Raw genomic sequence first — 26,998 nt, 5'->3', positions numbered from 1 at the left:
TAATGATATTAGCATCAATATGTAGTTCTGCTCAAAATATAGCACCTACTTTAACAGCGTTAGGAAATCAACCGTATTGCCCTTTAAGTCAAATTAACATTGTAACAGATTTTGATATTAAGGACCCGGATGACTCAGAAATTGATGCCTTATTTGTTCAAATTTCTACAGGTTATGTTATAGGTGAAGACACGTTAACCCTTAGTAATTCGCATCCAAATATATCAACAACATGGAATGCTGTTGAAGGAAAATTAACCTTGTCTAGTAATTCAACTTCAGCTTTAAGTTATGTCGATTTAATTGCAGCAATTAAAGATGTTATTTTTCAGAGCACAAGCAATGTCCCATCAGATAAGAGTTTTTCGATAACTATTGGTACTGCTAATTTTTTACCTTCAACCAGACATTACTATGAGTATGTTTCATCTGTTGGTATTACATGGACAGACGCAAAAGCTGCAGCAGATATTAGGACCTATTTTGGTTTACAAGGCTATTTGGCTACAATTACATCAGCAGAAGAAGCACAATTATCAGGTGAACAAGCATCTGGAGCTGGTTGGATTGGTGGTAGCGATGCGGAAACCGAAGGCGTTTGGAAGTGGGTTACTGGACCAGAAGCAGGTACTATATTCTGGAATGGCGGTATAAATGGATCAACTCCTAATTTTGCAAACTGGAATAATAATGAACCTAATAATTGGAATAATAATGAAGATTATGCTCATGTAACGGCTCCAGGTATTGGAATAGCAGGGTCTTGGAATGATTTAAGTAATACAGGAAATGCTAGTGGCAACTACCAACCTAAAGGCTATATTATGGAATATGGCGGGCTTCCTGGAGATCCCGTTTTAAATATTTCGGCAAGTACACGTATCTATACAGCTTCAATTACTAATACCATTCCAGCAGCCCGTTGTGGCAGTGGTTCAGTTATATTGGAAGCTTCAGCTAATTCTGGAACTATATTATGGTTTGACTCAGTAACAAGTACAACTTCTATAGCAAATGGAAATACATTTGTAACACCCATTTTAAATTCAACTACCACATATTACGCATTAGCTTCTATTAATGGCTGTGTTGAAGGTGCTAGAACCCCTGTGGTAGCTACTATACGAGATATTCCAACAATAAACTCGGTTACTAACACAGAAATATGTAATTTAGGTTCAGTAACTTTATCCGCAAATGCATCATCGGGTACAATAAATTGGTATGATGCTTTGTCCGGCGGGACACTTATCGCTAGCGGAACTACGTTTACTACGCCTATTGTAAATGCGACTACAACATATTATGTAGATGCTACTTTAAATGGCTGTACAAGTTCCGTAAGAACACCAATTACTTTAACAGTACAAAAAACAGAAGCCCCTTCAGGTGATGCCGATCAGTATTTTTGTGATGTAAATCAAGCAACAATAGCAGATATTCTTATAACCGGTACTAATGTTTTATGGTACGATACAAGTTCTGGTGGAAACCCATTAAATAGTGCTGATTTTTTAGAACATAATAAATCCTATTATGCATCTCAAATTGAAAATGGGTGTGAAAGTACTGAAAGGTTTGGAGTAGATATTCATATTTATGAAACGGTAGTAGCTCTTCAACCATCAAGTATTCCTGTCTTAAGTGAATGCGATACAACTACCGATGGTAATGATACCAATGGTTTTACCACTTTTAATTTAACACTTAATGAATCTGTTTTATTAAATGGGAAATCGAGTTCAGACTTCTCTTTTAATTATTATACTGATGTGGCATATTCGAGTCCTATAATTACACCTCCATCCGCTTTTGTAAATACTATTCAGGACAATCAAACCATTTACGTTCGTATAACTAACAATTTAGATAGTACCTGTTATACCGATGTGTTTTTTGATGTTAAAGTCAATAGTTTGCCAAACATTCAAACCAATATGGTGCTTAAAAATTGTGATGAAGATGGTGTGACTGATGGTTATACTGATTTTAACCTATTAGAGGTTAATGAAATTATTACCTATAATAATGCGTCTAATTTTATAATTACTTATTATGAATCTTTTCCTGAAGCTGAACTAGGGGCTAATCAAGTTGATAGTATATTTAATAATCAAACGGCAAGTACAATATATGTTCGTGTAGAAAAAGAGGATGGATGCTTTAGGATTGCAACAATCGATTTACAAGTGTCAACCACATCTTTTTCAAGCGGTTATTTTGAAGAATTAGAGTTATGTGATAATGATAATATAGCTGATGGTTTACATAGTTTTGATTTAACGAAAGCTTCAAACTTATTTATCTCCCAGTTTCCCTTGGGGCAAAACTTAAGTGTTAGTTATTATAGAAATCAAGCCGATGCATTAATAGAACAAAACGAAATTGTGGCTAGTAATTATATTTCTGAAACGCCTTTTAGTCAAGAAATATATGTGCGGGTTGAAAGTGATGATAATGGTGATTGTTTTGCTGTTGGACCGCATTTGTTATTAACTGTACATCCAAGACCAGAATTTGAAATAGACCAAACAGCAATATATTGCTTAGATAACAACCCTATTACATTACAAACTTACAACCCTAATGGTAATTTTACTTATGAATGGACAGACGAAAACGGTTTGAACGTTAGTTCTCAACCTTCAGCAACCATACTTTTAGGAGGCGTATATACGGTAATTGCTAGGTCTAGTTTTGGGTGCGAATCCGATCCTGTTACTTTTGATGTGGTAGAGTCGGCGATAGCTTCAATTGATATTACTGATGTGACAATTGTAGAATTGGCAGGTAATAATAGTATTTCGATTAATAATGGAAATAATAATTTAGGAATTGGGGATTATGAATTCTCGTTAGATGACATAAATGGTTCTTATCAAGAATCGCCTTATTTTGATAGAGTAGGGGCTGGGGTGCATATTATTTATGTGAAGGACAAAAATAAGTGTGGTATTGCACATATAGAAGTGTTTATTCTAGGCTTTCCTAAATTTTTCACACCAAATAATGATGGAGAAAATGATACATGGCGAATTAATGGTTTAGGTAACGATTATACAAATGCTTCGAAGGTTAGTATTTATAATCGCTATGGGAAGTTAATTAGGCAACTAAATGCTAAAAATGGAAGTTGGGATGGTACTTTTAACGGACAACCATTAGGGGTTTCAGATTATTGGTTTATTGCAGAGTTAATTGATTTAACAGGTAGTGTTAAAACGTATCGGGGGCATTTTAGTTTAGTTAGATAAAAATAAAACCAGAATAAATTAATATTCTGGTTTTATTTTTAATGCCCTACTTTTTAATTGATGGACGAAGACTTTTAAAGAAACTGTTAATATAATTCTTTAATCTTTTTAAGCTTTTTAATCCAAAGTTTTAAATCGTCTTTGTGCTTTTTTATATTGGTATGTACCTCTTTAACCAATGGGTTATCATCATCTACATTGGTAAAAAACTGTAAGTTGTTTTCTAGTTGATTAATTTGCCCTTTTACTTCATCAATTCTTTTTCTAATAAAATTATGTTCGTTGTCTAAGTTTCTAGTATCGTTCGGGTCTATTAAACTATCAAGTTTGTTTTCATACTTAATCATTTCAGCTTCAGTTTTGTCAACTTTTAATTTGGTTAACAAGGCGTCAATAGATTTTTGAAATTTACCATCAATATAACGTTTGTCATTTGGTACACGACCAATGGTTTGCCATTCCTTAATTTTCTCTTTAATTATGTCGATACCTTTTTCTTTATCTTCAGGTAATTTTAAGTCGTTTAAATTACTTAAAAACGCATTCTTTTTGTTGTAAGCATCAACTTGTTCCTGACTAGCGGCATTTCTGTTTGCATGAATCCTGTCGAAATAATGATTACAAGCTGCCTTAAACTGTTTCCAGATTTTATCGCTGTTTTTTCTTGGTACATGACCAATTTTTTTCCAGTCGCTTTGAATCTTTTTCATTAAAGGTGTGGTTGCTTCAAAATCATCACTTTCTTTATTGTCTTCAGCAATTTTAATTAAATCTAGTTTTAACTGTAAATTTTTATACTGTTCTTTTTTTAGATTTTTATAAAACGCATTTTTTTGTCTATTAAACCTTCGTACAGCATCCTTAAATTTTGCCCAAGTAGCCTCGTTTACTTTTATTGGTACTTTTCCGGCGTTAAAAAATGCTTCTCTAAGCGTTTCTATAGCTTTGATTCTTTTTTGTAAAGCATTGTGCGAATTATTTTCTTCTTTTGCAATCTCTTCTATTTTAGAAATAATCTCAAGTTTATGCTCTAGATTTTTTTCGTAAATTTTATCTATTTCTTTATAATAAACTTGGCGTTTATCATTAATGGTTTTTGTTGCCGCTTTAAAACGCTCCCAAATGCTTTCGCGATGCTCCCTAGATACAGGACCAAGTTCTTCTTTCCACATTTTATGAAGTTCCTGTAATTCTCTAAACGCACGCATGGCATCATCGCTTTTTGCTAATTCTTCAGCACGCTCGATAATTAATAATTTTTTTTCTAAATTGTGTTTAAAATCTAAATCGCGTAAATCTCTATTAATGTTTAAAAAGTCGTAGAATATCTCAACATGGTGGTGATAGCTATTCCATGCATTATTGTATTTGTCTCTAGGAATAGGCCCGGTGTTTCTCCAGCGTTCTTGTAATTCTTTAAAGTGTTTATACGTGGTATTTATGTTTTCTTCAACATTAATTAGCCCTTTTAACTCTTCAATAATTTCAAGTTTATCTGCTAAATTTTGCTTTAAGTTTTTTTCTAAACTCTGGTAGTGTTCATTTACTTTTTTGCGGTATTGTCTATAAGCCTCCTTAAACCTTTTTTGAACAGGAGACGAGTAATAAAAGTCTATTTCGTTTCCACCATCATTTATAAAATCTTCCTTTTTTTCTTCAAGTAAAGCTTCAAATTTTGTTTTAAATTCTGAATTTATACCATCTACATGAGATTTTATAGCTTGTACTTTTTCATTCTGTATTAACTTTTCTAATTCAATTACTAAAGCTTCGAGTGACATAGTATCGTATGCTTTTACCTCAATAGTATGACGGTCTTTGTTGCCCTCGTCTTCGGCATCCTCAGCATTGGAGTCTTCAATTTCGTTTAAGACCTTGTCATGATCTTCTCCATTATTTTTTTCCGGTTCGGAAGTTTCATTAATAACATCAGATTCACTAGGTGTTATTTCTTCGTTTTGATTATGGATTAATGGAGTAGAATCGTCAATAGGTTTTAGAGCTTCGTTTCCGTCTACTTCTTCAGGTTTGTTAATATCAGACATTATAAAAAATGTTAAGGTTCGTCAAAATTACTTTAGTCATTAAAGATACTAACAAGTAAAGTATTTACAAAGTAGTATTACTTGTTTATTTAAGGCCCCAAATAGACCAAGATTTTTCTGCCTGAAGCCTTAGCATATTTAGGCCATTAATAATGGTTGCCTTATTTTGCTTGCCTTGGTTTAAAAACCTAGTTTCCTCTGGGTTATATATTAAATCGAAAAGAATATGGTTTTTTGTAATGGCTTTATAAGGGATATTTGGGCAATCTTCAATGTTAGGGAAAGTTCCTAAGGGGGTGCAATTAACTATAATTTCGTGATCTTCAATATCCTTTTCTGTTAAGGTATCGTAGGTAAAACTAACACCGTCTTTTAGTGTTCTTGATACGTATTGATAGGTTATGCCCATCTCATTTAATGAAAAGGCAATGGCTTTACTAGCGCCTCCTGTACCCAAAATTAAGGCTTTTTTATGATGAGGTTTGATATAAGGTTTAATGGTGTTTTTAAACCCGTAACAGTCAGTATTATAGCCAATTAGTTTTCCTTTTTTTGTGATTCTGATGGTGTTTACCGCACCAATAGCTTTAGCTTTTTTACTGATTTTGTCTAAAAAAGGCATAACCTGTTCTTTATAAGGAATAGTTACGTTAAGTCCTTTTAAACCTTCTGTTTCTTTAATTATTGAAGGAAACAAATCAATGTTTTTAATATCAAAATTTTCATAAGATGTGTCATTGATATTCTCATTTTCAAATTTCTTTTTAAAATATGTTCTCGAGAAAGAGTAAGATATGTCTTTACCTAATAAGCCTAATTTATTCATGTTACTTTTCTTGTTTTTTGTCCGTACCATTCTAATGCTAAAACTATTATTATTCCGAGGAAAATAAAACCAATAGCATAATAGGTTTCTGTGTTTAAATTGGGAATGTATCGTTGGTAATTTTCAATTACCTTTTGTTGGGTTGAATCTAATAGAAAATGTCCTGATTCGTCTAGTTTGTAAATAGTCTTTTTCCATGGCCAAACGACACCTAATGAACCTATAATAAAACCTAATATAGCAGAAAGTGTAATGCTTTTATAGCGTTTTAGGATATAACTTAGCATATGCGAAAAAGTGACCAACCCTGTTACCGAACCTAAAGTGAAAATCACTAATACTTTTAACATGCGAATACGTTCTGAATTTTCAAAAAAGCTAAAATCACCACGTATTATTTCGGTAAAGGTATCGGATAATGCATTTACAGAATCTACTAAAAGTAATACATAATTTCCGAGAAGAATAAGAATAAAGGAGCCTGAAAAACCCGGTAATGTCATTCCTGAAACGCTAATTATTCCGCAGAAAAAAACAAACCAAAGGTTATCATTTTCTTTAGCGGGGTTTAAAAAGCTAATGCCAACCCCAAGTAATATTCCAATGGCCAAGGAGGCGTAGGTTTTAAAATTCCAATCTTTAAAATCTTTATTTATATAATAAATGGAGCCTACTATCATACCGAAAAAAACACTCCAAATATAGAGTTCGTAGTGTTTTATTAAGTAGTCTAATAGTTTTGAGATACTAAAATAACTAACAATCATGCCTAAAAAAAGTAGACTTAAAAACCGACCATTAATGTATTGGTAAAAACTTTTAAACCGACCGTTAAACAATAACTTAAAGGCTGTTTTGTTTACTTTTTTTAATGAATAGATAAATTCTTCGTAAAAACCTGCAACAAAAGCTACAACACCACCAGAAACTCCAGGAACTTTATTGGCAGCTCCCATTCCTAACCCTTTTAAGATTAGAAAAATTTTGTCTGTTAATGTTCTAGTACTTTGCATTATTTTTTAGAGCCCACGCGTTCTAGAATAAAAATAGTTAAAAACCCTAATATCATCAGTAATACAGCGAGCATAATTTGATTTTCACCTTGAAAACTAAAAGGTGATACGCTTTCTTGCAACAACGGAGCTGCTATACCTTTTGAATCTGTGTACCATGATAATGTTTTTTTCCAAGGCCACACTTTATTAAGGGAACCAAAAATAAAACCTGTTAATACGGCCAAGGTTATGTTATGGTAATGTTTAAAAAGCCATTTTAAAACATGACTAAAACTTAATAATCCAATTATGGCACCCGTGGTAAATATGATGATTTTTTTTATGTCTAGGTCATGAATGGCGTTGCTAAGGGTTTTGTATGCACCAAGAATAATTAATATAAAAGAACCTGAAATACCAGGTAATATCATGGCACAAATAGCAATAGCACCAGCTATAAATAAAAACCACGGGTTTTCGTTTGTACCTAATGACGGTAATTTACTGATGTAAAACGCTATGGCTGCACCAATAATTAATGCGACTATAATTCCTAAATTCCATTTAGTAATTTGCTTTCCAACAAAATAAATACTGGCTACAATTAGCCCGAAAAAGAAAGACCAAATTAAAACGGGATGGTGCTCAAGTAAAAATTTAGCAAGTTTCATAAACGAAACAAAACTAATTATGATTCCGGTTAAGAGTGCTAATAGAAAATTACCGTTTGCCTGTTTCCAAAAAGTATTTAATCCATTACTTAACAGCGTTTTAAAAAGTGAGCCGTTAACATTACTTATACTAGATATAAGCTCTTCGTAAATCCCAGAAATGAAGGCGATAGTACCACCTGAAACTCCAGGCACTGCATCTGCTGCTCCCATGGCTAATCCTTTAAAGGAGATAATGAGATAATCTTTAAGGTTTCTTTGCATAAAATTTTATAAGAAAACCAAAGGTATACAATTGGTAACTAAAAAAAAATTCTTAGCATAAGATGAATCACTTACTTTTCAATTTGTTTTAGGATATTTTTTACCAATAGTTTGTTGGATACTTTCGGGAAAAGCTCATCAATTATAAAGGCATAATCTTTATTATGTGTTAAAGCATTTTTAAGATGAAAAATACCTTTGTCATTTTCCTTTAAAACAAAAAACAATCCCGCTAACCGGTATTCTAATTCGGCATTTTCTGGGTAAAATTCTATGGCTTGTTCAAAATTTAATATGGCTGCTTGTGGTTCACCTAATTGAATTAATAGGTCGCCACGAGATAACCACGTATTTAACTCATAGTTACCAAGCTCGATAGTTTTTTTATAGCCACGCTCTGCCTCTTCAAAAAAGTTTAAACGATGATTTATTTGTGAATATAGTTTCCAGTAGGTTACATTTTCAGAATCTATATTTATGGCTTTGTTAATAAAGAAAAGCGCTTTTTGATGGTTTCCTTTTTTGTTGTAAAATTTAGTAATGGCAATCCAACCTTTGTCAAGTAACGGGTCTTCATGAACCGTTCTGTCATAGTATTGTATTGCTAAATCTTCTTTATTTAATTTTTCATAACAGCTACCAATGCGCAATAAAGCGAAAGAGGTAGGGTCGTCTAACTTAAGTGTAATGGTGTAATTTGCTATAGCTTCTTCATAACGTTTTAACTCTTCTAAAACTTTTCCTAGTTCTAGATATGCCCCAACAAAGGTGTCATCGGAAATTATCGCAAAATCAAAAGCAGTTAAGGCTTTTTCAAATTCTTTTAAAGCGACATACTGCTTGCCCAGTTGATGCCAACCTACTTCGCAATATGGATTTTCATTTAAAAAATCATTTAAGTAAGAAATGGCATCTTCGTTTTGGTTTAAAAACTCAAAACAATAAATAACATTATAAAGTGCCGAATAATCATTAGCATCCGTTTTTAGACACTTCATGAAATAGGTTTTAGCCTCTTCATAGTTGTCTAAAAATAAATATTCCATACCAATTAAAGAATATAAATCAACCAAATCTTCAGCTAACTTAGCCGCTTCTTTAAGTATTTTTATTGCTTGTTCGTGGTCGTCCTTTTTTGAGAATATATTTGCTTTTTGAATGTAAATTTCTTCGTTGTTTGGATCTATACTATATAATTCATTTAAAAGCTCATCTGCTTCTGTAAGCTTATTTTCAAAAACGTAAATTTCTACTTTAAAAAGTCTTAAATTAATAGAAGTTGGGTGCTGATCTAAACCAAGTTTAATAGCTTTTTTTGCTAAAGCAATTTTACCTTGATTTAAATAATGGTGAATAATATTTTCAAATTCTTCCGAATCAAAAAACAAAACATGGTTTGTTTTTAACATCGATTCAAACTTGGTAAGAGGCAAATTGTTGTTGTCATCATGACTAAACTCCATAAGCACATTTAAAAATTACTAGTAATATAAATTTAAGCTACTATTTCTTGATATCGGGCAGATTGTATAAATGTTTTTAACAAAGTAATGAACATTTAGAGGTTTTATGAGCGATTATAGGGTTTAATAGTTGGCAGTCAGCGTGTTATTTTGTAGTTGTGGATTGTTGAATTTCATTTAGGACTTCGATTATTATTTTGCAGCCTTCCTTAATTTCATCGCTCGAAATGGTTAATGAGGGCGTAATTCTTGCTGCTTTGGGCTCAAAGAGTAGCCAAAATAAAATTAAACCTAACTTTTCGCATTTTAGAATTAATGTGCTTGTAATTTCAGCAGAAGGTGTAATAAATGCTAGCATTAGTCCTTTTCCTCTAACGTCTTTAATTAAAGGATGTACTAAAAGTTTTCGAAATAATTTTTCCTTTTCAAGGGCTTCTTCAATTAAATTACTTTCTGTAATTTCTTTTAGGGTAGCTAGGGCAGAAGCTGCAATAACTGGATGGCCTCCAAAAGTGGTAATGTGTCCTAACTTAGGATGGTCTTTAAGTAAGTCCATTAGTTTTCCTGACGCTGTAAAGGCACCAATGGGCATTCCGCCACCTAATCCTTTACCTGTAACTAAAATATCTGGGATGCAATTATAATTTTCAAAACCAAAGAGTTTACCGGTACGACCTATACCTGGTTGGATTTCATCTAAAATTAACAGTGCCCCAACTTGTGTGCATCGTGCTCTTACTTTTTCTAAGTATTTATTAGTGGGTTCAATAAAACCAGCTCCTCCTTGTATAGTTTCCAAAATTACACCAGCTGTTTTTGTGGTTATTTTTTCTAAATCGGCTTCATTATTAAAGTCAATAAACTTTATGTTAGGTAGTAATGGCCTAAAAGCTTGTTTGCGTTCTTCATAGCCCATAACACTCATGGCACCCATAGTATTACCGTGGTAAGCTTTCTTTGCGGCAACAATTTCACTGCGACCTGTGGCGCGTTTTGCTAGCTTTAATGCCCCTTCAATGGCCTCGGTTCCTGAGTTTGTTAGGTATGTTTTTTCTAATGATTTAGGTAAATGGTCTGCCAATAACTTAGTGAGTTCAACGGCAGGTTTTTGAATATATTCGCCGTAAACCATAACATGTAAATAACGGTCTAATTGGTTTTTTATAGCCTTAATCACTTTAGGATGATTATGCCCTAAAGGACAAGCAGAAACACCTGCAACAAAGTCTAAATATGCCTTATTGTTAGTGTCATAAATATATGAGCCATTAGCATGCGAAATTTCCATGGCTAACGGATGTGGTGTTGTTTGGGCTTGGTATTTTAGGAAATCTGATTTCACTAATTATTTGATTTTGAAGATTCTTTTTTTTGTGAAACTTTGATGTTTTGAGCATCGTCTTTTTTAAAATACATTGTCATATCATAATCTAAAATAGTATTAGTACTTACAGATTTTTCGAAACCCTTGAAGTATCCGATTAAAAGTTGCAATGAATTGACTCCACTATAATAATCTATATTTTTTTTGGACGACGCCATTATCAATTCATAGATATTAATCAGGTATTTTTCGTTTTTTTGATAAGTTAATGTTATTGGATAGTTTATAGGGTTCCAGTCAGTTATGCCTTTTACTATTTTGAGTTGGTTTAAACTCTCGCTTTTTGGTGCTTTATGTAGTTCTAAAACAAAAGTTCTATCTAATTCACTCAAATCATCATAAGTGAATTCTACATATACCGCCATAACAGCAGTCGTTGGTGTGCCAACATCTTTAACAAAATTAAACGAAGTTTTACTTTTTTCTGTTAAAGAGAATGGCGGTCCACCTTTTAAAGTTAAGTCGGTGAAAGAAACGGTATTATTTGTGTATTTAATGGGTTTAGGTAAGTTCCTTGAAGCTTTAGAGGTTATGCTATTGGTCGTATTACTTTTTTGACGGGCTTTTTTTATACGCTCATTTACATCATTAACAAAATCTTCTTGCGGTACATAGTCTTCTAAACCTTTAATTACCGGTAATTTTAGAGGAGGATCGTCTTTAAATAAATCTTCAACACTTCTAGGTCTTTCATCTTCACGCCAATCAAAACCTTTTAAGAATTTTTCTTTCTCAGGGAATTTAGATTCCGGAAATAAATTTCCATCAATTTGATTATATCTTGTGTACTCGTCTATGTCGCCTCCCGAAAATAAAATCGAAATACTACCAGATTTAGATTTATCGATACCTATAAGTTCTTGCTTATCGTTTCTAGCATAAAATATAGACTGTGCATTTTTGGTAACATCAACTTTGTTTAATTCATTTTCATCATTAAATAATCCTACTAACCGTTTTCCATTTATTTGATTGTATCCGTTTTCGCTAATTGTGTCTCGGCTAATAACAAAAGCATTTTCAAAAACTAATAGAGAATCTATTTTTTCTGATTCTGGATTTGAAATTAAATGAATCGTGTCGCCCGTCATTTGATTTTCTAAATTCCAAAGTATGGGTTTACGTATCACTGAAAATTTATCGCCTTTTGATAGTCGCGGAATATTAAGTAGTTTAGTTATGCCGGTTTTTTCATTAGAATGAATGGAGTCAGCTTTCCCACTAAGGTCTGTTTTAAAAATTCTAGCATTGTAGTAAGCTTTAATAATGCGGTTTTCTGGTTTTCCAGTTACCATTATTTTATCTGCATGAATATAAATGGAATCGTTTTCTTGAACGGTAATAGCAAGAGCGCGTTTGGTAATAAATAAAGAATCTTTTTCCTTAAATACCTCGGCATAATGTCCTTTTACAATACTTTTATTTATGGTATCCGTTACTTTTATGTTATTAGATGCCGAAGCGAAACTTTTATTGTTGTCAAAAAATAAACTGTCCCCTTCAATTATTCTATCATCGTAATCTATTCTTGCTTTTTTAAGAGCATAGCCTACTTTTTTTTCGGTATCATAAAACCCCTTTTCGCAATAGGTTTTACTCTCCTCAGTGGTAATGGTCGATGGTCCAAAAAGGTAAGCATAACCGGTATCTGAATAGAAGTCGAAATAATCGGAATGTATTGTCGATTCTTCACTAACCAAAACAACATCATTAACAAATTGATATTTTTTTTGATCCATGTAATACCTTCCAATTTTACTTGTAATGGTGCCCGATGAATCCTTTACTACAGTCCCTCCGCTTCTATAAAAAGCTTGTTGCCTTGTTCGATCCATATATAACGTGTCTGAGGTAATAGTGGAATTTGGATCTGTCATAACTACATCTCCACTTGCAAAAGCTAACTCAGTAATACCACTATACTCAATATACTTAGAGGTCATATTAATAGTATCGCCTTGTTTTAGTTTTACATTACCATAAGCTTCAATAAAGTTATCTTTACTGTAATGAATGGCTTTGTCGCACCACATATTCGCTCCTCCATGTTCTATATGAACCTGTTGCGCATCATCTCTGGTTAAAATTTTAGCGCCAGGGTAATTTGCATCATCAATGGTTAATTTACCGGCGTATTCTATTTTAATTTTCTTTTTTTCTTGAGCACCTATTATTGAAACAAAACCAATAAAAAGTGTTAAAAGTAAAAGGTGTAGTTTGTTCAAAGTTTAAAGAATTTAAAGCAAAAATAACGATAAATATGATGTTTAAGTATATTGAAACAAAAAACGCTTCAATAATTTTTGAAGCGTTTTTTTGTAATTAATATTTGGAAGAAAAATTATTTTCTAAAGATTGTTTGTTTTCTATCTGGTCCAACAGAAACAATAGTAATAGGGATTTCTAATTCTTTTTCTAAAAACTCAATATATTCGTTAAGTGCTTTTGGCATTTGAGACGCTTCAGACATTTCTGTTAAGTCTTCATTCCATCCACTAAAATCACTGTATATAGGTTCTACATTTTCAGGCTCAATGTTATATGGTAAATGTTCAATAATTTCGCCTTTATATTTATAGGCCGTACACACTTTTAATGTTTTAAATCCAGAAAGTACATCGCCCTTCATCATCATAAGTTGTGTTACACCATTTACTTGACATGCATATTTTAGGGCTACTAAATCTAACCATCCGCAACGTCTTGGGCGACCTGTTGTAGCTCCAAATTCGTTACCAACTTTTGCCATTGTTGCGCCATCCTCATCAAATAACTCGGTAGGGAATGGGCCAGAACCTACACGTGTTGTGTATGCTTTAAAAATACCAAACACTTCGCCAATTTGATTTGGAGCAACACCTAAACCAGTACAAGCACCTGCCGCAGTGGTGTTACTTGAAGTTACAAATGGATAGGTTCCAAAATCGATGTCTAGTAAAGATCCTTGAGCACCTTCGGCTAAAATAGTTTGTCCTGATTTTTGTGCTTGATAGATGTATTCTTCAGAATCTATAAATTTTAAAGATTTTAAAACTTCAACAGCTTTAAAAAATTCGTTTTCTAGTTCTTTTAAATCGTATTCAATTTCAACATTGTAAAAAGCAATCATAGACTCATGCTTATCTGCTAATGCTCTGTAGCGTTCTTTCCAGTCGCTTAATTCTAAATCTCCAACACGAATACCGTTTCTGCCTGTTTTATCCATATACGTTGGACCAATACCTTTTAAAGTTGAGCCAATTTTAGCTTTTCCTTTAGAAGTTTCACTTGCAGCATCAAGTAATCTGTGTGTAGGTAATATAATATGTGCTTTTCTAGAAATCATTAACGATTTTCTATAGTCAACATTTTGTTCTTCTAATTTATCAAGTTCACCTTTAAAAATAACAGGATCAATAACAACCCCATTACCAACAAGATTGGTAGCGTCATCATGAAAAATTCCTGAAGGAATGGTGTGTAATACATGCTTTTTTCCGTTGAATACTAAGGTGTGTCCTGCATTTGGTCCACCTTGAAAACGTGCAATAATATTGTAGTTAGAGGTTAGTACGTCAACAATTTTTCCTTTGCCTTCGTCTCCCCATTGTAGTCCAAGTAGTAAATCTACTGCCATCTTAAAAAATTAGTTATTAGTTGTTGATTTTCTATTTCCGTAAAAATAGAGTGAATGGTTATTAATTTCGATATCGAAAACTTCTTCGATAGTTTTTTTAATGGATTGAATTCTAGGATCACAAAACTCGATAACTTCGCCTGTATCTGTTAGAATAACATGATCGTGTTGTCTGTCAAAATAAGATTTCTCGTAGTGCGCTTGATTTTTTCCAAATTGATGCTTTCTGACCAATTTACACTCTAAGAGTAATTCGATAGTATTGTACAATGTAGCACGAGATACGCGATACTTTTTGTTTTTCATGTTAAGATATAGGGATTCTATATCAAAATGCTCTTTGTTATTGTAGATTTCTTGAAGTATAGCATAGCGTTCAGGTGTTTTGCGATGCCCGTTTGTTTCTAAAAAGCTAGTAAATACGCTTTTAACAATCTCTTGATTTTTCGAATCTATATTTTCATCCATAATTCATTGCAAATTTACACTTTTTTTACAGACTGTTTAGAATATGTTGATGGAATTTTAATAACTTATTTTGAATGCTTAAAAGGTTGAAAATACAAGTATAGCAATGCTGTGTTTTACAATATTAATAATATATATCAAAAAAGGAATTAAACATAAATAGATGATTGTAATTAAACTCTTCTAACTTTATCGATACCATTAATTTTTTTGAGTTTTTCTAAAAGTTTTCTAATAATGGTATTATTCTTAACAACAACATTAATTTTTCCTGAAAAAAGGCCAGCGTTAGTTTCAAAACTAATACTTTTCATATTTACATGCATGTTTGCAGAAACAATTTTAGTTATATCGTTTACAAGGCCAATATGGTCAATTCCTGTCAATTCAATTTTAACCAAAAACTCTTGCTGAGAGGAGTCAATCCACTTAGCTTCCATAATTCGGTAAGAGTAATTAGATTGTAAACTTACGGCATTAGGACAATTTTTTTTATGAACTTTTATACCTTCCTTAACGGTTAAAAAACCAAAAACGCGATCGCCCGGGATAGGGTTACAACAGTTTGATAATTTGTAATCTAGTTTTTCTTCATCCTTGCCAAAAACAATAGAATCATATTTTAAAGTAATTTCTTGTTTTTCTAACTCCTCTTTTGAGATGGTTGGTTTTTTAGAAATTTTATTTTTTATATAACTCATTAAAGCATTGCTTCTAGACGATGCATAGCTTTTTAACATGGTATTATCAATAGAGCCTAGGCCAATTCTGTAAAATAAATCAAGACTAGTTTTAAGTTTAAAATAATTAACCATTTCGTTAACGGTATTTTCGTCAAGCGTAATTTTTAACTGTTTTAATTTTCGTCTTAGAATTTCCTTGCCGTCTTCGGCGATTAACTTTTTATCTTCTTTTAAGGCCGATTTAATTTTACTTCTTGCTCGTGCCGTAGTTGCATAATCTAACCAGTTCGGGTTTGGTTTTACATTATCAGATGTTAAAATATCAACTTGATCACCACTACTTAAAACATGACTTAAAGGTTCTAGCTTTCCATTTACTTTGGCGCCACGAGTTTTCATACCAACCTCGGTATGAATACTAAATGCAAAATCTAGTGCAGTAGCACCTTTGGGAAGTGATTTTAAATCTCCAGCAGGCGTAAAAACAAATATTTCTTTGGAATATAGATTAAGTTTAAACTGCTCCACAAAATCTACAGCATTCATTTCTGGATTTTCAAGGGCTTCTTGTAATCTGTTAATCCAACTTTCTAAATTGTCTTCTTTCTCGCTACCTTGTTTGTATTTATAATGAGCAGCATAGCCTTTTTCGGCTATTTCATGCATACGCTCACTACGAATTTGTACTTCTACCCAGCGTCCTCTAGGTCCCATTACAGTAATATGAAGTGCCTCGTAACCTGTCGATTTTGGAGATGAAATCCAATCTCGTAACCGAATTGGGTTGGGTCTAAAATGGTCTGTTACTATCGAGTATATTTTCCAAGCAAGAAATTTTTCATTCTGAGGGTCTGCATTACACTTGTAAATAATTCGGATGGCAAACTTATCATAGACTTCATCAAAAGAAACGCCTTGATTTATCATTTTCTTTCTGATAGAAAATATAGATTTAGGTCTTCCTTTTATGTTATATCTTAAATTTTCTTTATCAAGTGAATTTTTTATAACATCGCTAAACTGATTTATGTATTCATCTTGTTCCTCTTTGCTTTCTTTTATTTTATGAAGAATGTCGTTGTAAACTTCTGGTTCGGTATATTTTAACCCTAAATCTTCAAGCTCGGTTTTTATGTTGTATAAACCAATTCTATGTGCTAGTGGCGCATAAATATATAAGGTTTCAGATGCAATTTTAATTTGTTTATCTGGACGCATAGAGTCCATAGTTTGCATGTTATGAAGTCTATCTGCAATTTTTATAATAATAACCCTTACATCATCATTTAAGGTTAATAGCATTTTACGAAAATTCTCTGCTTGTAGGGATACGTCCATATCCTTTTCTTTACTTAAGGAGGATATTTTTGTTAAGCCATCAACTATAGTTGCAATGGTTTTACCGAATTTTTTTTCAATGTCCTTAATTTCATAATCAGGACTATCTTCAACAACATCATGAAGTAATGCAGCGGCGATGGAGGTGGCATCTAACCCAATTTCCTGTGCTACAATTTTGGCCACAGCAATAGGGTGGAAAATATAAGCTTCTCCAGATTTTCTTCTTTGGTCTTTATGACCATCCAATGCTACCTCAAAAGCCTTACGAATGAGTTTTTTATCCTCGTCGGAAAGTGTTGTATAGCTAACTTTTAATAATTCCTTGTAAGCTTTGGCAATAGTAGCATTCTCTTTTTCTATAGCTTCTTGTGTCATAAATTAAAAGTAAGATAAAGAAAATTAATAGCCAACATGGAATATACTTTTTTTCTAATTTTTTAGCTCATAAAATTTTAAAAATTCGACTAGTTTAGTAATGGCCTTCCCACGATGACCAATACTGTTTTTTGTAGATAAATCCATTTCAGCAAACGTAAAATTAAAGTTATTAGGTTTAAAAATGGGGTCGTAGCCAAAACCTTTATCGCCTTGTTTCGATGTTGTTATACTTCCTTGGCAAATTCCAGTAAAGGTTTGTGTTTTATTATTTATATTAAGAGCAATCACGGTTTTAAATTGCGCATTTTTATTAGTTTTATGTTGTAACGCTTTTAGTAGTTTGTTCATGTTGTCGTTTGCATCTTTTTGCTCACCAGCATACCGAGCCGAGTAAACTCCAGGAGCGCCGTTTAAGGCTTCAACTTCCAAACCAGTATCATCAGCAAAACAATCATAACCAAAATGGGTTTTTATATATTCTGCTTTTTGAATAGCATTACCTTCTATAGTGTTTTGTGTTTCAGGAATATCCTCGAAACAATCTATATCCTTTAAACTAAGTATTTTTATTTCCGGAGGCATTAAAGCTTGTACTTCTTTAACCTTATTTGAATTGTTGGTTGCGAAAAGGAGTTTCATATATAAATGGTTTATACTTTCAAAAGTACTATTTATTGATTTTATACGGTATAAGTGTGTCTTTATTTTTTAAATAAAAATTTAGCACCATTTTATGATTTTTGTTTCTTTTTATTATTTGAAAAACCTGTATATTGGGGTAATATTAAACATTAAAAGCGAACCATTATGACAGTAAATTTTCAGTATGTAGGGGTGGATGTAAGTGAAACACTTTCAGCATTCACAAAGGAGAAGTTAGAAAAATTGTTTAACAGATATGAGTTTTTAATAAATGCATCGGTGCATTTTAAACAAGATGATAAGGATCATAATAATGGTAAAATTTGTAATATCGAATTAAGTTTACCTGGGCCTCGGATTTTTGCAACTTCAAACGAACGTAATTATGAGGTGTCGGTAAGAGAAACCATAAGCGATTTAGAGCGTCAGCTTAAAAAACGCAAAGAAGTTTACAAAACACATTAATGGTTTGACGGTAGACATAATAACCCAAGAAAAAGGTGGCCGAAAATTACTTTTGAGTCATCTTTTTTTGGTTGTAGTAAATTGTTAAATTATAATTGTCGTGGAAACAAACAAAAATTGGTGGTAAAGCTTAATCAATGTATAAAGTAAACTGCATACTGTGATGGAAACTATTTTATAAACAAGCGTAATCACTGCAAACAGAGTGAGTATGCGACTGAATACTTTTTAACGATGATGGTAAGGTTCATTCTTCAAAATAGTGAAACCTCGATATAGTTGTTCAATAAAAAATAAGCGAATCATTTGATGGGAAAATGTCATTTTTGATAATGATAGTTTCCCATTTGCTTTTTTATAAATTTCTTCAGAAAAACCATATGGACCTCCAATAACAAATGCTAGGCGTTTTATACCAGAATTCATGTGTTTTTGCAAGTAAGTTGAAAAGGCAACAGAATCAAATTGTTTTCCGTTTTCATCAAGTAATATTAAGGTGTCTGTGGGTTTAATTTTGTTTAAAATTAACTCGCCTTCTTTTTCTTTTTGTTGGGTTTCGCTTAAATTTTTAGAGTTCTTTATGTCGGGAATAACTTCTAAATTAAACTTAATATAGTGGCCTAATCGTTTTGTGTAATCTGCTATTAAGGCATTTAGTTGTTTGTTGTCGGTCTTACCAATAGTAATTAGAGTAATAGTCATTTAGAAGCGGTGATTTAGTACTAGTTTTTGTTTAAATCTAGAAGGTAAAATAAAAAACAATAAGGAATTATTAAGTTTTATATAAATTATTGTCCATTAGATTTTAGCTAAATTCATTCAGGTGACAAATTAAATATAATTTAAGTTAGAATCATAATAGCCTCATAATTGGTAACTTGAATTTCTAAAATCAATGATTTTTAAAAACATAGGTGATTCAAAATGTAAAAAATAACATATATTCTTTATGAATAATACATTTAAATAAGGAAAAAATAAAAAATTCGTAATTGTAAAATTTAATTTAGTGAATCTATTTCTTATTTTTGCTCGGATTAATTAACAAAACATTATGATAACACAAGAGCAGTTTGACACAGAAGTTAAGATGATTATTGAAAATGCCATCCGTGAAGATGTGGGAGATGGCGATCATAGTTCCTTAGCTTGTATTCCAGCAAACGCTAGAGGGAAGGCTAAACTTTTAGTTAAAGATAAAGGCATTATTGGAGGTGTTAATTTTGCAAAAAAGGTATTTGCTTATGTTGATAAAAACCTAAAACTTGATGTGCGTATTGAAGATGGAACCGAGGTAACTTACGGCGATGTTGTTATGTATGTTGAAGGCCCGTCTCAATCAATTTTAAAAGCGGAACGTACTGTGTTAAACGCCATGCAGCGAATGAGTGCGATAGCTACAAAAACGAGAATGTTTGTTGATTTAGTAGAAGGAACTAAAACTAGAATTTTAGATACAAGAAAAACAACTCCAGGTATACGTGTTTTAGAAAAATGGGCTGTTAAAATTGGTGGTGGGGAAAACCATAGATTTGCATTATATGATATGATTATGCTTAAAGATAATCATATAGATTTTGCTGGTGGTATTACAAAAGCCATTGAAATGACTAAAGACTATTTGAACGAAACACAAAGGGAGCTTCAAATTATGGTTGAGGCTAGAGATTTATCTGAAGTTCAAGAAATTTTAGATAACGAAGGTGTTTATAGGATTTTGTTGGATAATTTTGATTATGAGGATACTAGAAAAGCTGTGAAGTTAATTGGAGATAAATGCTTAACAGAGTCTTCAGGTAATATAAACGAAACTACAATTAGGCACTATGCAGAGTGTGGTGTAAATTATATTTCATGTGGTGCTTTAACACATTCTGTTCATAATATGGATTTAAGTTTAAAGGCTGTTAAATAATTAACTTTTTATAACGTCGTTTATACTTTTTAATTTTAATAACTTTGCTTTAATATAATTTAAACGCAAATTATTAATGTCCAAACCTCTTGATGAGAAACTCGATAAAATCCCAGGTATTAATATCTTGGTGCGGTTTTTTAAACAGGTAAAGCTTCCTGGGCTTGAAGGGTTGTCATTTTACGATTTACTTGTTTTATATATTACAGGTATTGTAAAAGGAGCTTTAACAACAAGAGCTAGTGCTATAGCATTTAGTTTTTTTACTGCTATTTTTCCTTTTTTATTGTTTGTTTTAATTATTATCCCTTATGTACCTATTGATGATTTTAAAATTGAGTTTTTGCAATTTTTAGAATCATTTCTACCACCTAGTACTTCAGATTTTTTCTTTGAAAATATTTTTGAAAACATTGATCAGTCACAACGTGGAGGCTTATTATCTTCCGTTTTTGTGTTGTCAATAATATTAATGGCAAATGGTGTTAACGCGGTTTTTTCTGGATTCGAAAATTCTTATCATGAGCAATTAACGCGCAACGTATTTAAGCAATATTTGTATGCTTTAGGTATTGCTTTAATATTGGCTTTTTTACTTATTTTTACCATTATTGTACTTGGGTATATTCAAATATATATTGTGCAAGAGTTGATAACCGTTTTTGAGGATCGGGGTTATCATGTAGATTCCGAAGGTGTTTTTTGGACTAATGTGGTGCAATATCTTTTCTTTGTGGTAATGGTATATATGGCAACTGCTACTTTATATTATTTTGGTACTCGGGAAGGGCGAGAGTCTAAATTCTTTTCAATAGGCGCTCTATTTACCACATTACTTATTATACTAACGTCTTACTTTTTTGGTGTTTATATTGAGAATTTCGGTCAGTACAATAAACTATATGGTTCCATTGGAGCGTTATTAATTTTATTATTTTACTTATGGCTTAATTCTAATATTTTGTTGTTAGGTTACGAGTTAAATGCCTCATTAAATAAACTTAGAAAGAGATTTTAGTTATGAAAAATTGTATGTGTTTAATATTATTTTATTTAACGTCGTTGGCGGCACAATCTCAAGGTATTTATGGGAAATGGAAAACAGTGGATGATGAAACTGGAGCAAATAAATCGATTGTAGAAATCTATAAAAAAGAAGGTAAAGTATATGGTAAGGTTATAGAGATACTAGAGCCGTTTGATGAGAAAACCCTGTGTCAAAATTGTGAAGGTGAAAATAAAGATAAGCCAATTTTAGGTTTTGAAATTATTAAAGATCTAGAAAGGCAAGGGGAATATTATAAAAACGGAACCATTTTCGATGCTGAAAATGGAAAGGAATATAAATGCAGATTAAAGCTAGTGAAGGAAACAGGTAAGCTTCAAGTTCGTGGTTATATTTCGTTTTTATACCTTACACAATATTGGATACGCTATCAATAAATTATTTTATATAATAACTAAACAATACGCCGTTTGCATTTTATAGACGTTATAATTCCTATACCGCTTCAAAAGCTATTTACATATAGTATAACTGCTGCCGAGGCTGATTTTTTAAAAATTGGTATGCGTGTAGCGGTTCCTTTTGGGAAATCTAAAATTTACACAGGCATTGTATATCGAATTCATGAAAATGCGCCATCGGCTTATGAGGCTAAAGATATTCAGCAAATATTAGATGATTCGCCTGTGGTAAATGGGTTTCAATTGAAACTTTGGAATTGGATATCGGAGTATTATATGTGTACTTTGGGCGATGTTATGCGTGCTTCATTGCCTAGCGCTTTTATTTTAGAAAGTGAAACTGTAATTGCTAAAAATAAAGTAACAACAATTGACGAGTCTATATTAAAAGACGATGAGTTTTTGGTTTATGAAGCCTTGAACCACCAATCTTCGTTAAAAATTCATAATATTTCCAATATTCTAGATAAAAAGAATGTGCTTCCCGTAATTAAAAGGCTTATTGAGAAGGAGGCTGTAACTGTAGAGGAAGAGGTTTATGAAAAGTATAAGCCTAAATTGGTGCGTTATGTTAAGTTAGATCCTCATTTTACTGCAGAAATTGAACTTCATAAGTTGTTAAATGATTTAAGTCGGGCCCCAAAACAGCGCGATGTGGTAATGACTTTGTTTTCCATTTCGGCTAAAACTAAAAAACCTGTAAAAGTTACTGATTTAGCAAACGAAAGTGGAGTTTCTAATGCGATTATAAAATCGTTAATTGATAAAGGTGTTCTTAAAGAATATTATATTCAAACGGATAGAGTAGAGTATTCTGGGGAAGCAACCGAAGCTTCAAAACGACTTAACGCGTATCAAAAATCGGCTTTAATTGAAATAAAAGCATCTTTTGAAAAACATCATGTTACCTTATTACATGGTGTAACGTCTTCCGGTAAAACCGAAGTTTATGTAAAACTAATTGAAGATATAATTCAGGAAGGAAAGCAGGTTTTATATTTGCTTCCAGAAATTGCTTTAACCACTCAATTGGTTGCAAGACTTCAAAATTACTTTGGTGAGCAGGTTGCTGTTTTTCACTCTAAATATTCAACCCATGAGCGTGTTGAGGTATGGAATAATGTACTGCATAATTCCTTGAAAGCGAAAATAATATTAGGGGCACGTTCATCTATATTTTTACCGTTTGATAATTTAGGATTAATTATTGTAGACGAGGAGCATGAGCAATCATTTAAACAATTTGATCCTGCACCACGTTATCACGCTAGAGATACTGCGGTGGTTCTAGCTCACATGCATAAAGCTAAAACACTATTAGGGTCTGCAACTCCAAGTTTAGAAAGTTACTTTAATGCGCAACAAAATAAATATGGGCTTGTAGAAATAACAAAACGTTATAACGATGTATTAATGCCCGATATTGAATTGGTTGATATTAAGGATAAACTGAAAAAAAAGCGCATGAAGGGACATTTTAGCGATCGGTTGATTGAGGAAATGCAGGAAACGCTAAAGGAAGGTTATCAAATTATATTATTTCAAAATCGACGTGGGTTTTCGCCAATTGTAGAGTGTAATACCTGTGGGCACTCCCCACAATGTCCTAATTGTGATGTGAGTTTAACCTATCACCAATATAGAAATCAATTGCGTTGTCATTATTGTGGTTATAATTCTGCAATGAAGCAAAATTGTGAGGCTTGTGGTGGCCAGGATTTAGATAATAAAGGTTTTGGAACAGAGCAAATTGAAGAAGAAGTAAAATTGCTTTTTCCTGAGCATAAAGTAGCGCGTATGGATTTGGACACAACGCGAGGAAAGTATGGTTACGAAAAAATTATTACGGCGCTAGAACAACAAGAGATTGATGTATTGGTTGGTACACAGATGTTAACCAAAGGATTAGATTTTAGAAATGTAAAGTTGGTTGGTATTATGAATGCAGATAATATGCTTAATTTCCCTGATTTTAGAGCGCACGAGCGTAGTTTTCAACTTATGCAGCAAGTTGCTGGTAGGGCCGGTCGTACCGAGGAACGCGGGAAGGTGTTAATTCAAACGTACAATCCCTATCATAATATTTTACAACAAGTGTCTACCAATAATTATGTTGATATGTTTAAGGAGCAAATGAACGATCGTTATAATTTTAAATATCCACCGGTTTACAAACAAATAAAAATCACATTAAAACACAAGGATTATAATAGGGTAGAGACTGCTTCTATTTGGTATGCTAAATCGTTAAGACAAGTATTTAAGGATCATATTTTAGGGCCAGAGTCGCCACCGGTTTCTAGAATTAGAAATCAATTTCATAAAAATATTTTAGTTAAAATACCAAAGCAACAATCTTTAGCAAAAACAAAAGAAGCTATTATTAAAATTAATAACAGCTTCTTGAGTGTAAAAGATTTTCGGTCGGTTAGGGTTATTCTAAATGTCGATAACTTTTAATTTCATATTTTTAGTGTGGTCTTTAAATATTGTTTAAAGCATCAACTAATTGGGTCTTTTTATTTCTACTTAATGGAATTTCGTAAGCGCCAACTTCAACATTTTTACTGTTAAATCGGTCAATCTTATCAAGATTCACGATGTAAGATTTATGAATTCTTAAAAATTTCCCTTCGGGTAATTCAGCTTCAAAAGATTTCATTGTAGAAAGCACTACTAAGCTGTTTTCTTCAGTAACAAGTTTTACATAATCACCAAGGGCTTCAATCCACTTAATGTCCTTAATATATACTTTACGTTTTTTAAGGTTACTTTTTACAAAAATATGCTCGCCTTCTTCTTCGTTAAAGTCTAAAGTCAATCGGTGTTGCTCTAAAGCTTTATCAACAGAGGTATTAAAACGTTCTCTTGTAATTGGTTTATGTAAATAATCGGTAGCATCATAGTTAAATGCTTTAAAAGCATATTCTGTTTTACCGGTTACAAAAATAATTTGGGGTTTGTTGTTTAATACGTCTAAAAGTTCGAATCCATTTAACACTGGCATTTCAATGTCTAAAAAAATTAAGTCTACTTGATGCGTATTTAAACCATTTTTAGTTTCTAAAGCACTACTGTATTCTGCTATTAAGTTAAGAGAGGGGTGGTTCTCGACTAACTTTACAATAGACAGGCGTTGTATTGCTGAATCATCTACTACTACACAGTTTAAAGTCATAACATTTTATATTATTTCGGTTAAGATATCGACAATAGTACGATTTTTTCGGTTAAAAACCAAAAAACATCGTTCAAATGCGTTTTTTAACATTTTTTTAACAAATCAAATAATGCTTTTAATTGTTTAAAAAATAGGGAGTAATAATATTGTGTAATATATAGAATTTAATTATTTTTGCAGCCAATTTTTAACAATAAAAATAGATTTTTATGAATCATTATGAAACTGTTTTCATCTTAAATCCCGTTTTATCTGAAGATCAGATAAAGGAAACAGTAAAGAAATACGAAGATTTTCTTGTTTCTAACGGCGCTAAGATGGTATCAAAAGAAGATTGGGGGCTTAAAAAATTAGCTTACCCAATTCAAAACAAGAAAAGTGGCTTCTACCATTTATTTGAGTACACTGTACCTGGAGAAGTAATTACACCTTTAGAAGTTGAGTTTAGACGTGACGAGCGTTTTATGCGTTATTTAACTGTAGCGTTAGATAAACATGCTATTTCTTGGGCAGAAAGAAGAAGAGTTAAACTTAAACAAAAAGCTTAATTATGTCATCAATAGAACAACAATCAAAAGGAAAAAAAGACGGTGAAATTAGATATTTAACACCGCTTAATATTGATACAAACAAGACTAAGAAATATTGTATGTTTCAAAAGTCTGGAATTAAGTATGTAGATTACAAGGATCCAGATTTTTTAATGCGTTTTATTAACGAGCAAGGTAAAATTTTACCACGTCGTTTAACAGGAACGTCATTAAAGTATCAAAGAAAAGTGGCTGTAGCTGTAAAAAGAGCACGTCATTTAGCATTAATGCCTTACGTAGGAGATTTATTAAAATAAAATACCGATAACAATGGAACTTATATTAAAACAAGACGTTGATAATTTAGGATTTAAAGACGATGTTGTAACAGTTAAGAACGGTTATGGTAGAAATTTTTTAATTCCTCAAGGACAAGCGATATTAGCTACAGTTTCTGCAAAGAAAGTTTTAGCTGAAAATTTAAAGCAACGTGCTTTTAAAGAAAAGAAAATAGTTGACGATGCTAATGTAACTGCAGAAGCAATTAAAGCATTAGAAATTAAAATACCTGCTAAAGTTGGTACTGGAGACAAGTTATTTGGATCTATAAACAACATTGATGTTGCTGCCGCTTTAGAAAAAGAAGGACAATCAATAGATAAAAAATTCATAACAGTTACTACTGTTAAGCGTTTAGGTAAATACACAGCTGTTGTACGTTTACACAGAGAAGTATCAGTTGATTTAGAATTTGAAGTTATTGCACAAGCATAAACTTTAAAATACATAGTTAAAAAGCCTCAACTTCTAGTTGAGGCTTTTTTTGTAAATTTTATAGGATTTCCACACAATCAAGGAAATAAAAATAATTTATTAATGAAGTATAGTAGACTTACAAAAGAACAGTTTGAGGAATTGCATCAAGAATTCATCAATTTTTTGGCAACACAATCTATAACTGGAGAGGAGTGGGCAAATTTAAAAAGCAATAAGCCCGATTTAGCAGAAATGGAATTAGATGTGTTTAGCGATTTAATTTGGGAAGGTGCTTTAAATAAAGCAGAATACCTAGAACATTTTGCACCGCAACACATGTATTTGTTTCATTTAAAAGAGGACAAAATGCATGCTATTGTAGTAAATTTAAAAAATGATGTAGATATTACCACGCAAGAAGGTTATGATTGGCTTCGTGAAAATTTAATGGACGACAATGTCGAGTTTTTACAGGCAGATAAGGCCTATTCTGAGGATAAGAATTTAGATAAGTTTAAAATGATTGAACAAGGGGCCTCAATTACAAAAGGTGAATTGTATCAGTATTTTTATAAACTTATTAATTAATTGTCATTACGAGGAAGCATGATGTGGTAATCCGTTTACCTATAAACTATTTTTTAATTCAGTTCT

23 protein-coding genes are annotated in these 26,998 nt (G+C 32.1%); 10 read left to right on the top strand and 13 right to left on the bottom strand.

Translation table 11 applies throughout. From position 1 onward, the window contains the following. Positions 1–2: 2 nt before the first annotated feature. On the top strand, positions 3–3,254 hold the full coding sequence (locus ABJM36_RS04120; protein ID WP_348449463.1) for a T9SS type B sorting domain-containing protein: 3,252 nt from the start codon (positions 3–5) through the stop codon (positions 3,252–3,254). Positions 3,255–3,340: 86 nt separating this feature from the next. Here the strand turns inward: ABJM36_RS04120 and ABJM36_RS04115 are convergent, their stop codons facing one another. The 11 genes from ABJM36_RS04115 to ABJM36_RS04065 all read right to left on the bottom strand — a co-directional run bounded on the left by ABJM36_RS04115 (position 3,341) and on the right by ABJM36_RS04065 (position 18,027). Further along, entirely contained in the window at positions 3,341–5,299 is a 1,959-nt protein-coding gene (locus ABJM36_RS04115; RefSeq protein WP_348449461.1) for a DUF349 domain-containing protein, read from the bottom strand. 85 nt (positions 5,300–5,384) lie between these two features. Beyond that, the gene (locus tag ABJM36_RS04110) at positions 5,385–6,125 is read right to left on the bottom strand and encodes a shikimate dehydrogenase (RefSeq protein WP_348449459.1); all 741 of its coding nucleotides are present in this window, start codon (positions 6,123–6,125) and stop codon (positions 5,385–5,387) included. Continuing rightward, positions 6,122–7,138 (bottom strand): DUF368 domain-containing protein, encoded by a 1,017-nt coding sequence (locus ABJM36_RS04105; RefSeq protein ID WP_348449457.1) that lies wholly within the window; start codon positions 7,136–7,138, stop codon positions 6,122–6,124. The genes ABJM36_RS04110 and ABJM36_RS04105 overlap by 4 nt, the downstream gene beginning before the upstream one ends. Then, positions 7,138–8,055, bottom strand: coding sequence for a DUF368 domain-containing protein (locus tag ABJM36_RS04100; RefSeq protein WP_348449455.1), 918 nt, complete (start codon positions 8,053–8,055; stop codon positions 7,138–7,140). The genes ABJM36_RS04105 and ABJM36_RS04100 overlap by 1 nt, the downstream gene beginning before the upstream one ends. 71 nt (positions 8,056–8,126) lie before the next feature. Then, a complete protein-coding gene (locus tag ABJM36_RS04095; RefSeq protein WP_348449453.1) occupies positions 8,127–9,518 on the bottom strand; it encodes a tetratricopeptide repeat protein in 1,392 nt (463 codons plus the stop codon). Positions 9,519–9,663: 145 nt separating this feature from the next. Further along, the gene (locus tag ABJM36_RS04090; RefSeq protein WP_348449451.1) at positions 9,664–10,860 is read right to left on the bottom strand and encodes an aspartate aminotransferase family protein; all 1,197 of its coding nucleotides are present in this window, start codon (positions 10,858–10,860) and stop codon (positions 9,664–9,666) included. Continuing rightward, positions 10,860–13,127, bottom strand: a complete 2,268-nt coding sequence (locus tag ABJM36_RS04085) for an OstA-like protein (RefSeq protein ID WP_348449449.1) — start codon at positions 13,125–13,127, stop codon at positions 10,860–10,862. The genes ABJM36_RS04090 and ABJM36_RS04085 overlap by 1 nt, the downstream gene beginning before the upstream one ends. A gap of 116 nt (positions 13,128–13,243) precedes the next feature. Beyond that, positions 13,244–14,518 carry an adenylosuccinate synthase gene (locus tag ABJM36_RS04080; RefSeq protein ID WP_348449447.1) on the bottom strand — a complete coding sequence of 425 codons (1,275 nt, stop codon included), beginning with the start codon at positions 14,516–14,518 and terminating at the stop codon, positions 13,244–13,246. Between the two features lie 9 nt (positions 14,519–14,527). After that, positions 14,528–14,986, bottom strand: coding sequence for a transcriptional repressor (locus ABJM36_RS04075; protein WP_092853411.1), 459 nt, complete (start codon positions 14,984–14,986; stop codon positions 14,528–14,530). Between the two features lie 173 nt (positions 14,987–15,159). After that, positions 15,160–17,385, bottom strand: coding sequence for a RelA/SpoT family protein (locus ABJM36_RS04070; protein WP_348449444.1), 2,226 nt, complete (start codon positions 17,383–17,385; stop codon positions 15,160–15,162). A 54-nt stretch (positions 17,386–17,439) separates the two neighbouring features. Next, entirely contained in the window at positions 17,440–18,027 is a 588-nt protein-coding gene (locus ABJM36_RS04065; protein WP_348449442.1) for a non-canonical purine NTP diphosphatase, read from the bottom strand. A 168-nt stretch (positions 18,028–18,195) separates the two neighbouring features. Here ABJM36_RS04065 and ABJM36_RS04060 point away from each other — a divergent pair, with 168 nt between their 5' ends. Then, on the top strand, positions 18,196–18,495 hold the full coding sequence (locus tag ABJM36_RS04060) for an HPF/RaiA family ribosome-associated protein (protein ID WP_348449440.1): 300 nt from the start codon (positions 18,196–18,198) through the stop codon (positions 18,493–18,495). Positions 18,496–18,723: 228 nt separating this feature from the next. Here the strand turns inward: ABJM36_RS04060 and rlmH are convergent, their stop codons facing one another. Further along, the gene (gene rlmH, locus ABJM36_RS04055) at positions 18,724–19,197 is read right to left on the bottom strand and encodes a 23S rRNA (pseudouridine(1915)-N(3))-methyltransferase RlmH (RefSeq protein ID WP_348449438.1); all 474 of its coding nucleotides are present in this window, start codon (positions 19,195–19,197) and stop codon (positions 18,724–18,726) included. A gap of 352 nt (positions 19,198–19,549) precedes the next feature. Here rlmH and nadC point away from each other — a divergent pair, with 352 nt between their 5' ends. The 4 genes from nadC to priA all read left to right on the top strand — a co-directional run bounded on the left by nadC (position 19,550) and on the right by priA (position 24,337). After that, positions 19,550–20,410, top strand: coding sequence for a carboxylating nicotinate-nucleotide diphosphorylase (gene nadC, locus ABJM36_RS04050; protein WP_348449436.1), 861 nt, complete (start codon positions 19,550–19,552; stop codon positions 20,408–20,410). Positions 20,411–20,486: 76 nt separating this feature from the next. After that, entirely contained in the window at positions 20,487–21,428 is a 942-nt protein-coding gene (locus ABJM36_RS04045) for a YihY/virulence factor BrkB family protein (protein ID WP_348449434.1), read from the top strand. Between the two features lie 14 nt (positions 21,429–21,442). Further along, positions 21,443–21,853, top strand: a complete 411-nt coding sequence (locus ABJM36_RS04040) for a DUF2147 domain-containing protein (protein WP_348449432.1) — start codon at positions 21,443–21,445, stop codon at positions 21,851–21,853. Between the two features lie 33 nt (positions 21,854–21,886). After that, positions 21,887–24,337, top strand: a complete 2,451-nt coding sequence (priA, locus tag ABJM36_RS04035; protein WP_348449430.1) for a primosomal protein N' — start codon at positions 21,887–21,889, stop codon at positions 24,335–24,337. 22 nt (positions 24,338–24,359) lie between these two features. Here priA and ABJM36_RS04030 read toward each other — a convergent pair whose 3' ends face one another. Further along, positions 24,360–25,055, bottom strand: a complete 696-nt coding sequence (locus tag ABJM36_RS04030) for a LytTR family DNA-binding domain-containing protein (RefSeq protein WP_019388305.1) — start codon at positions 25,053–25,055, stop codon at positions 24,360–24,362. Positions 25,056–25,267: 212 nt separating this feature from the next. Here ABJM36_RS04030 and rpsF point away from each other — a divergent pair, with 212 nt between their 5' ends. The 4 genes from rpsF (at position 25,268) to ABJM36_RS04010 (ending at position 26,932) form a co-directional block, all read left to right on the top strand. Next, on the top strand, positions 25,268–25,606 hold the full coding sequence (gene rpsF, locus ABJM36_RS04025; protein WP_092853393.1) for a 30S ribosomal protein S6: 339 nt from the start codon (positions 25,268–25,270) through the stop codon (positions 25,604–25,606). Next, positions 25,606–25,905, top strand: coding sequence for a 30S ribosomal protein S18 (gene rpsR, locus ABJM36_RS04020; RefSeq protein ID WP_172625923.1), 300 nt, complete (start codon positions 25,606–25,608; stop codon positions 25,903–25,905). The genes rpsF and rpsR overlap by 1 nt, the downstream gene beginning before the upstream one ends. A gap of 13 nt (positions 25,906–25,918) precedes the next feature. Beyond that, complete coding sequence (rplI, locus tag ABJM36_RS04015) at positions 25,919–26,362, top strand: 50S ribosomal protein L9 (RefSeq protein ID WP_348449427.1); 444 nt, start codon at positions 25,919–25,921, stop codon at positions 26,360–26,362. Between the two features lie 102 nt (positions 26,363–26,464). Next, on the top strand, positions 26,465–26,932 hold the full coding sequence (locus tag ABJM36_RS04010) for a DUF6495 family protein (protein WP_348449425.1): 468 nt from the start codon (positions 26,465–26,467) through the stop codon (positions 26,930–26,932). The last annotated feature ends 66 nt before the right edge of the window (positions 26,933–26,998 follow it).

This window comes from Algibacter sp., from assembly GCF_039977455.1.
In the GTDB taxonomy this organism is placed as follows: Bacteria; Bacteroidota; Bacteroidia; order Flavobacteriales; family Flavobacteriaceae; genus Algibacter_B.
This window is presented reverse-complemented; position numbering and strand designations above follow the sequence as displayed.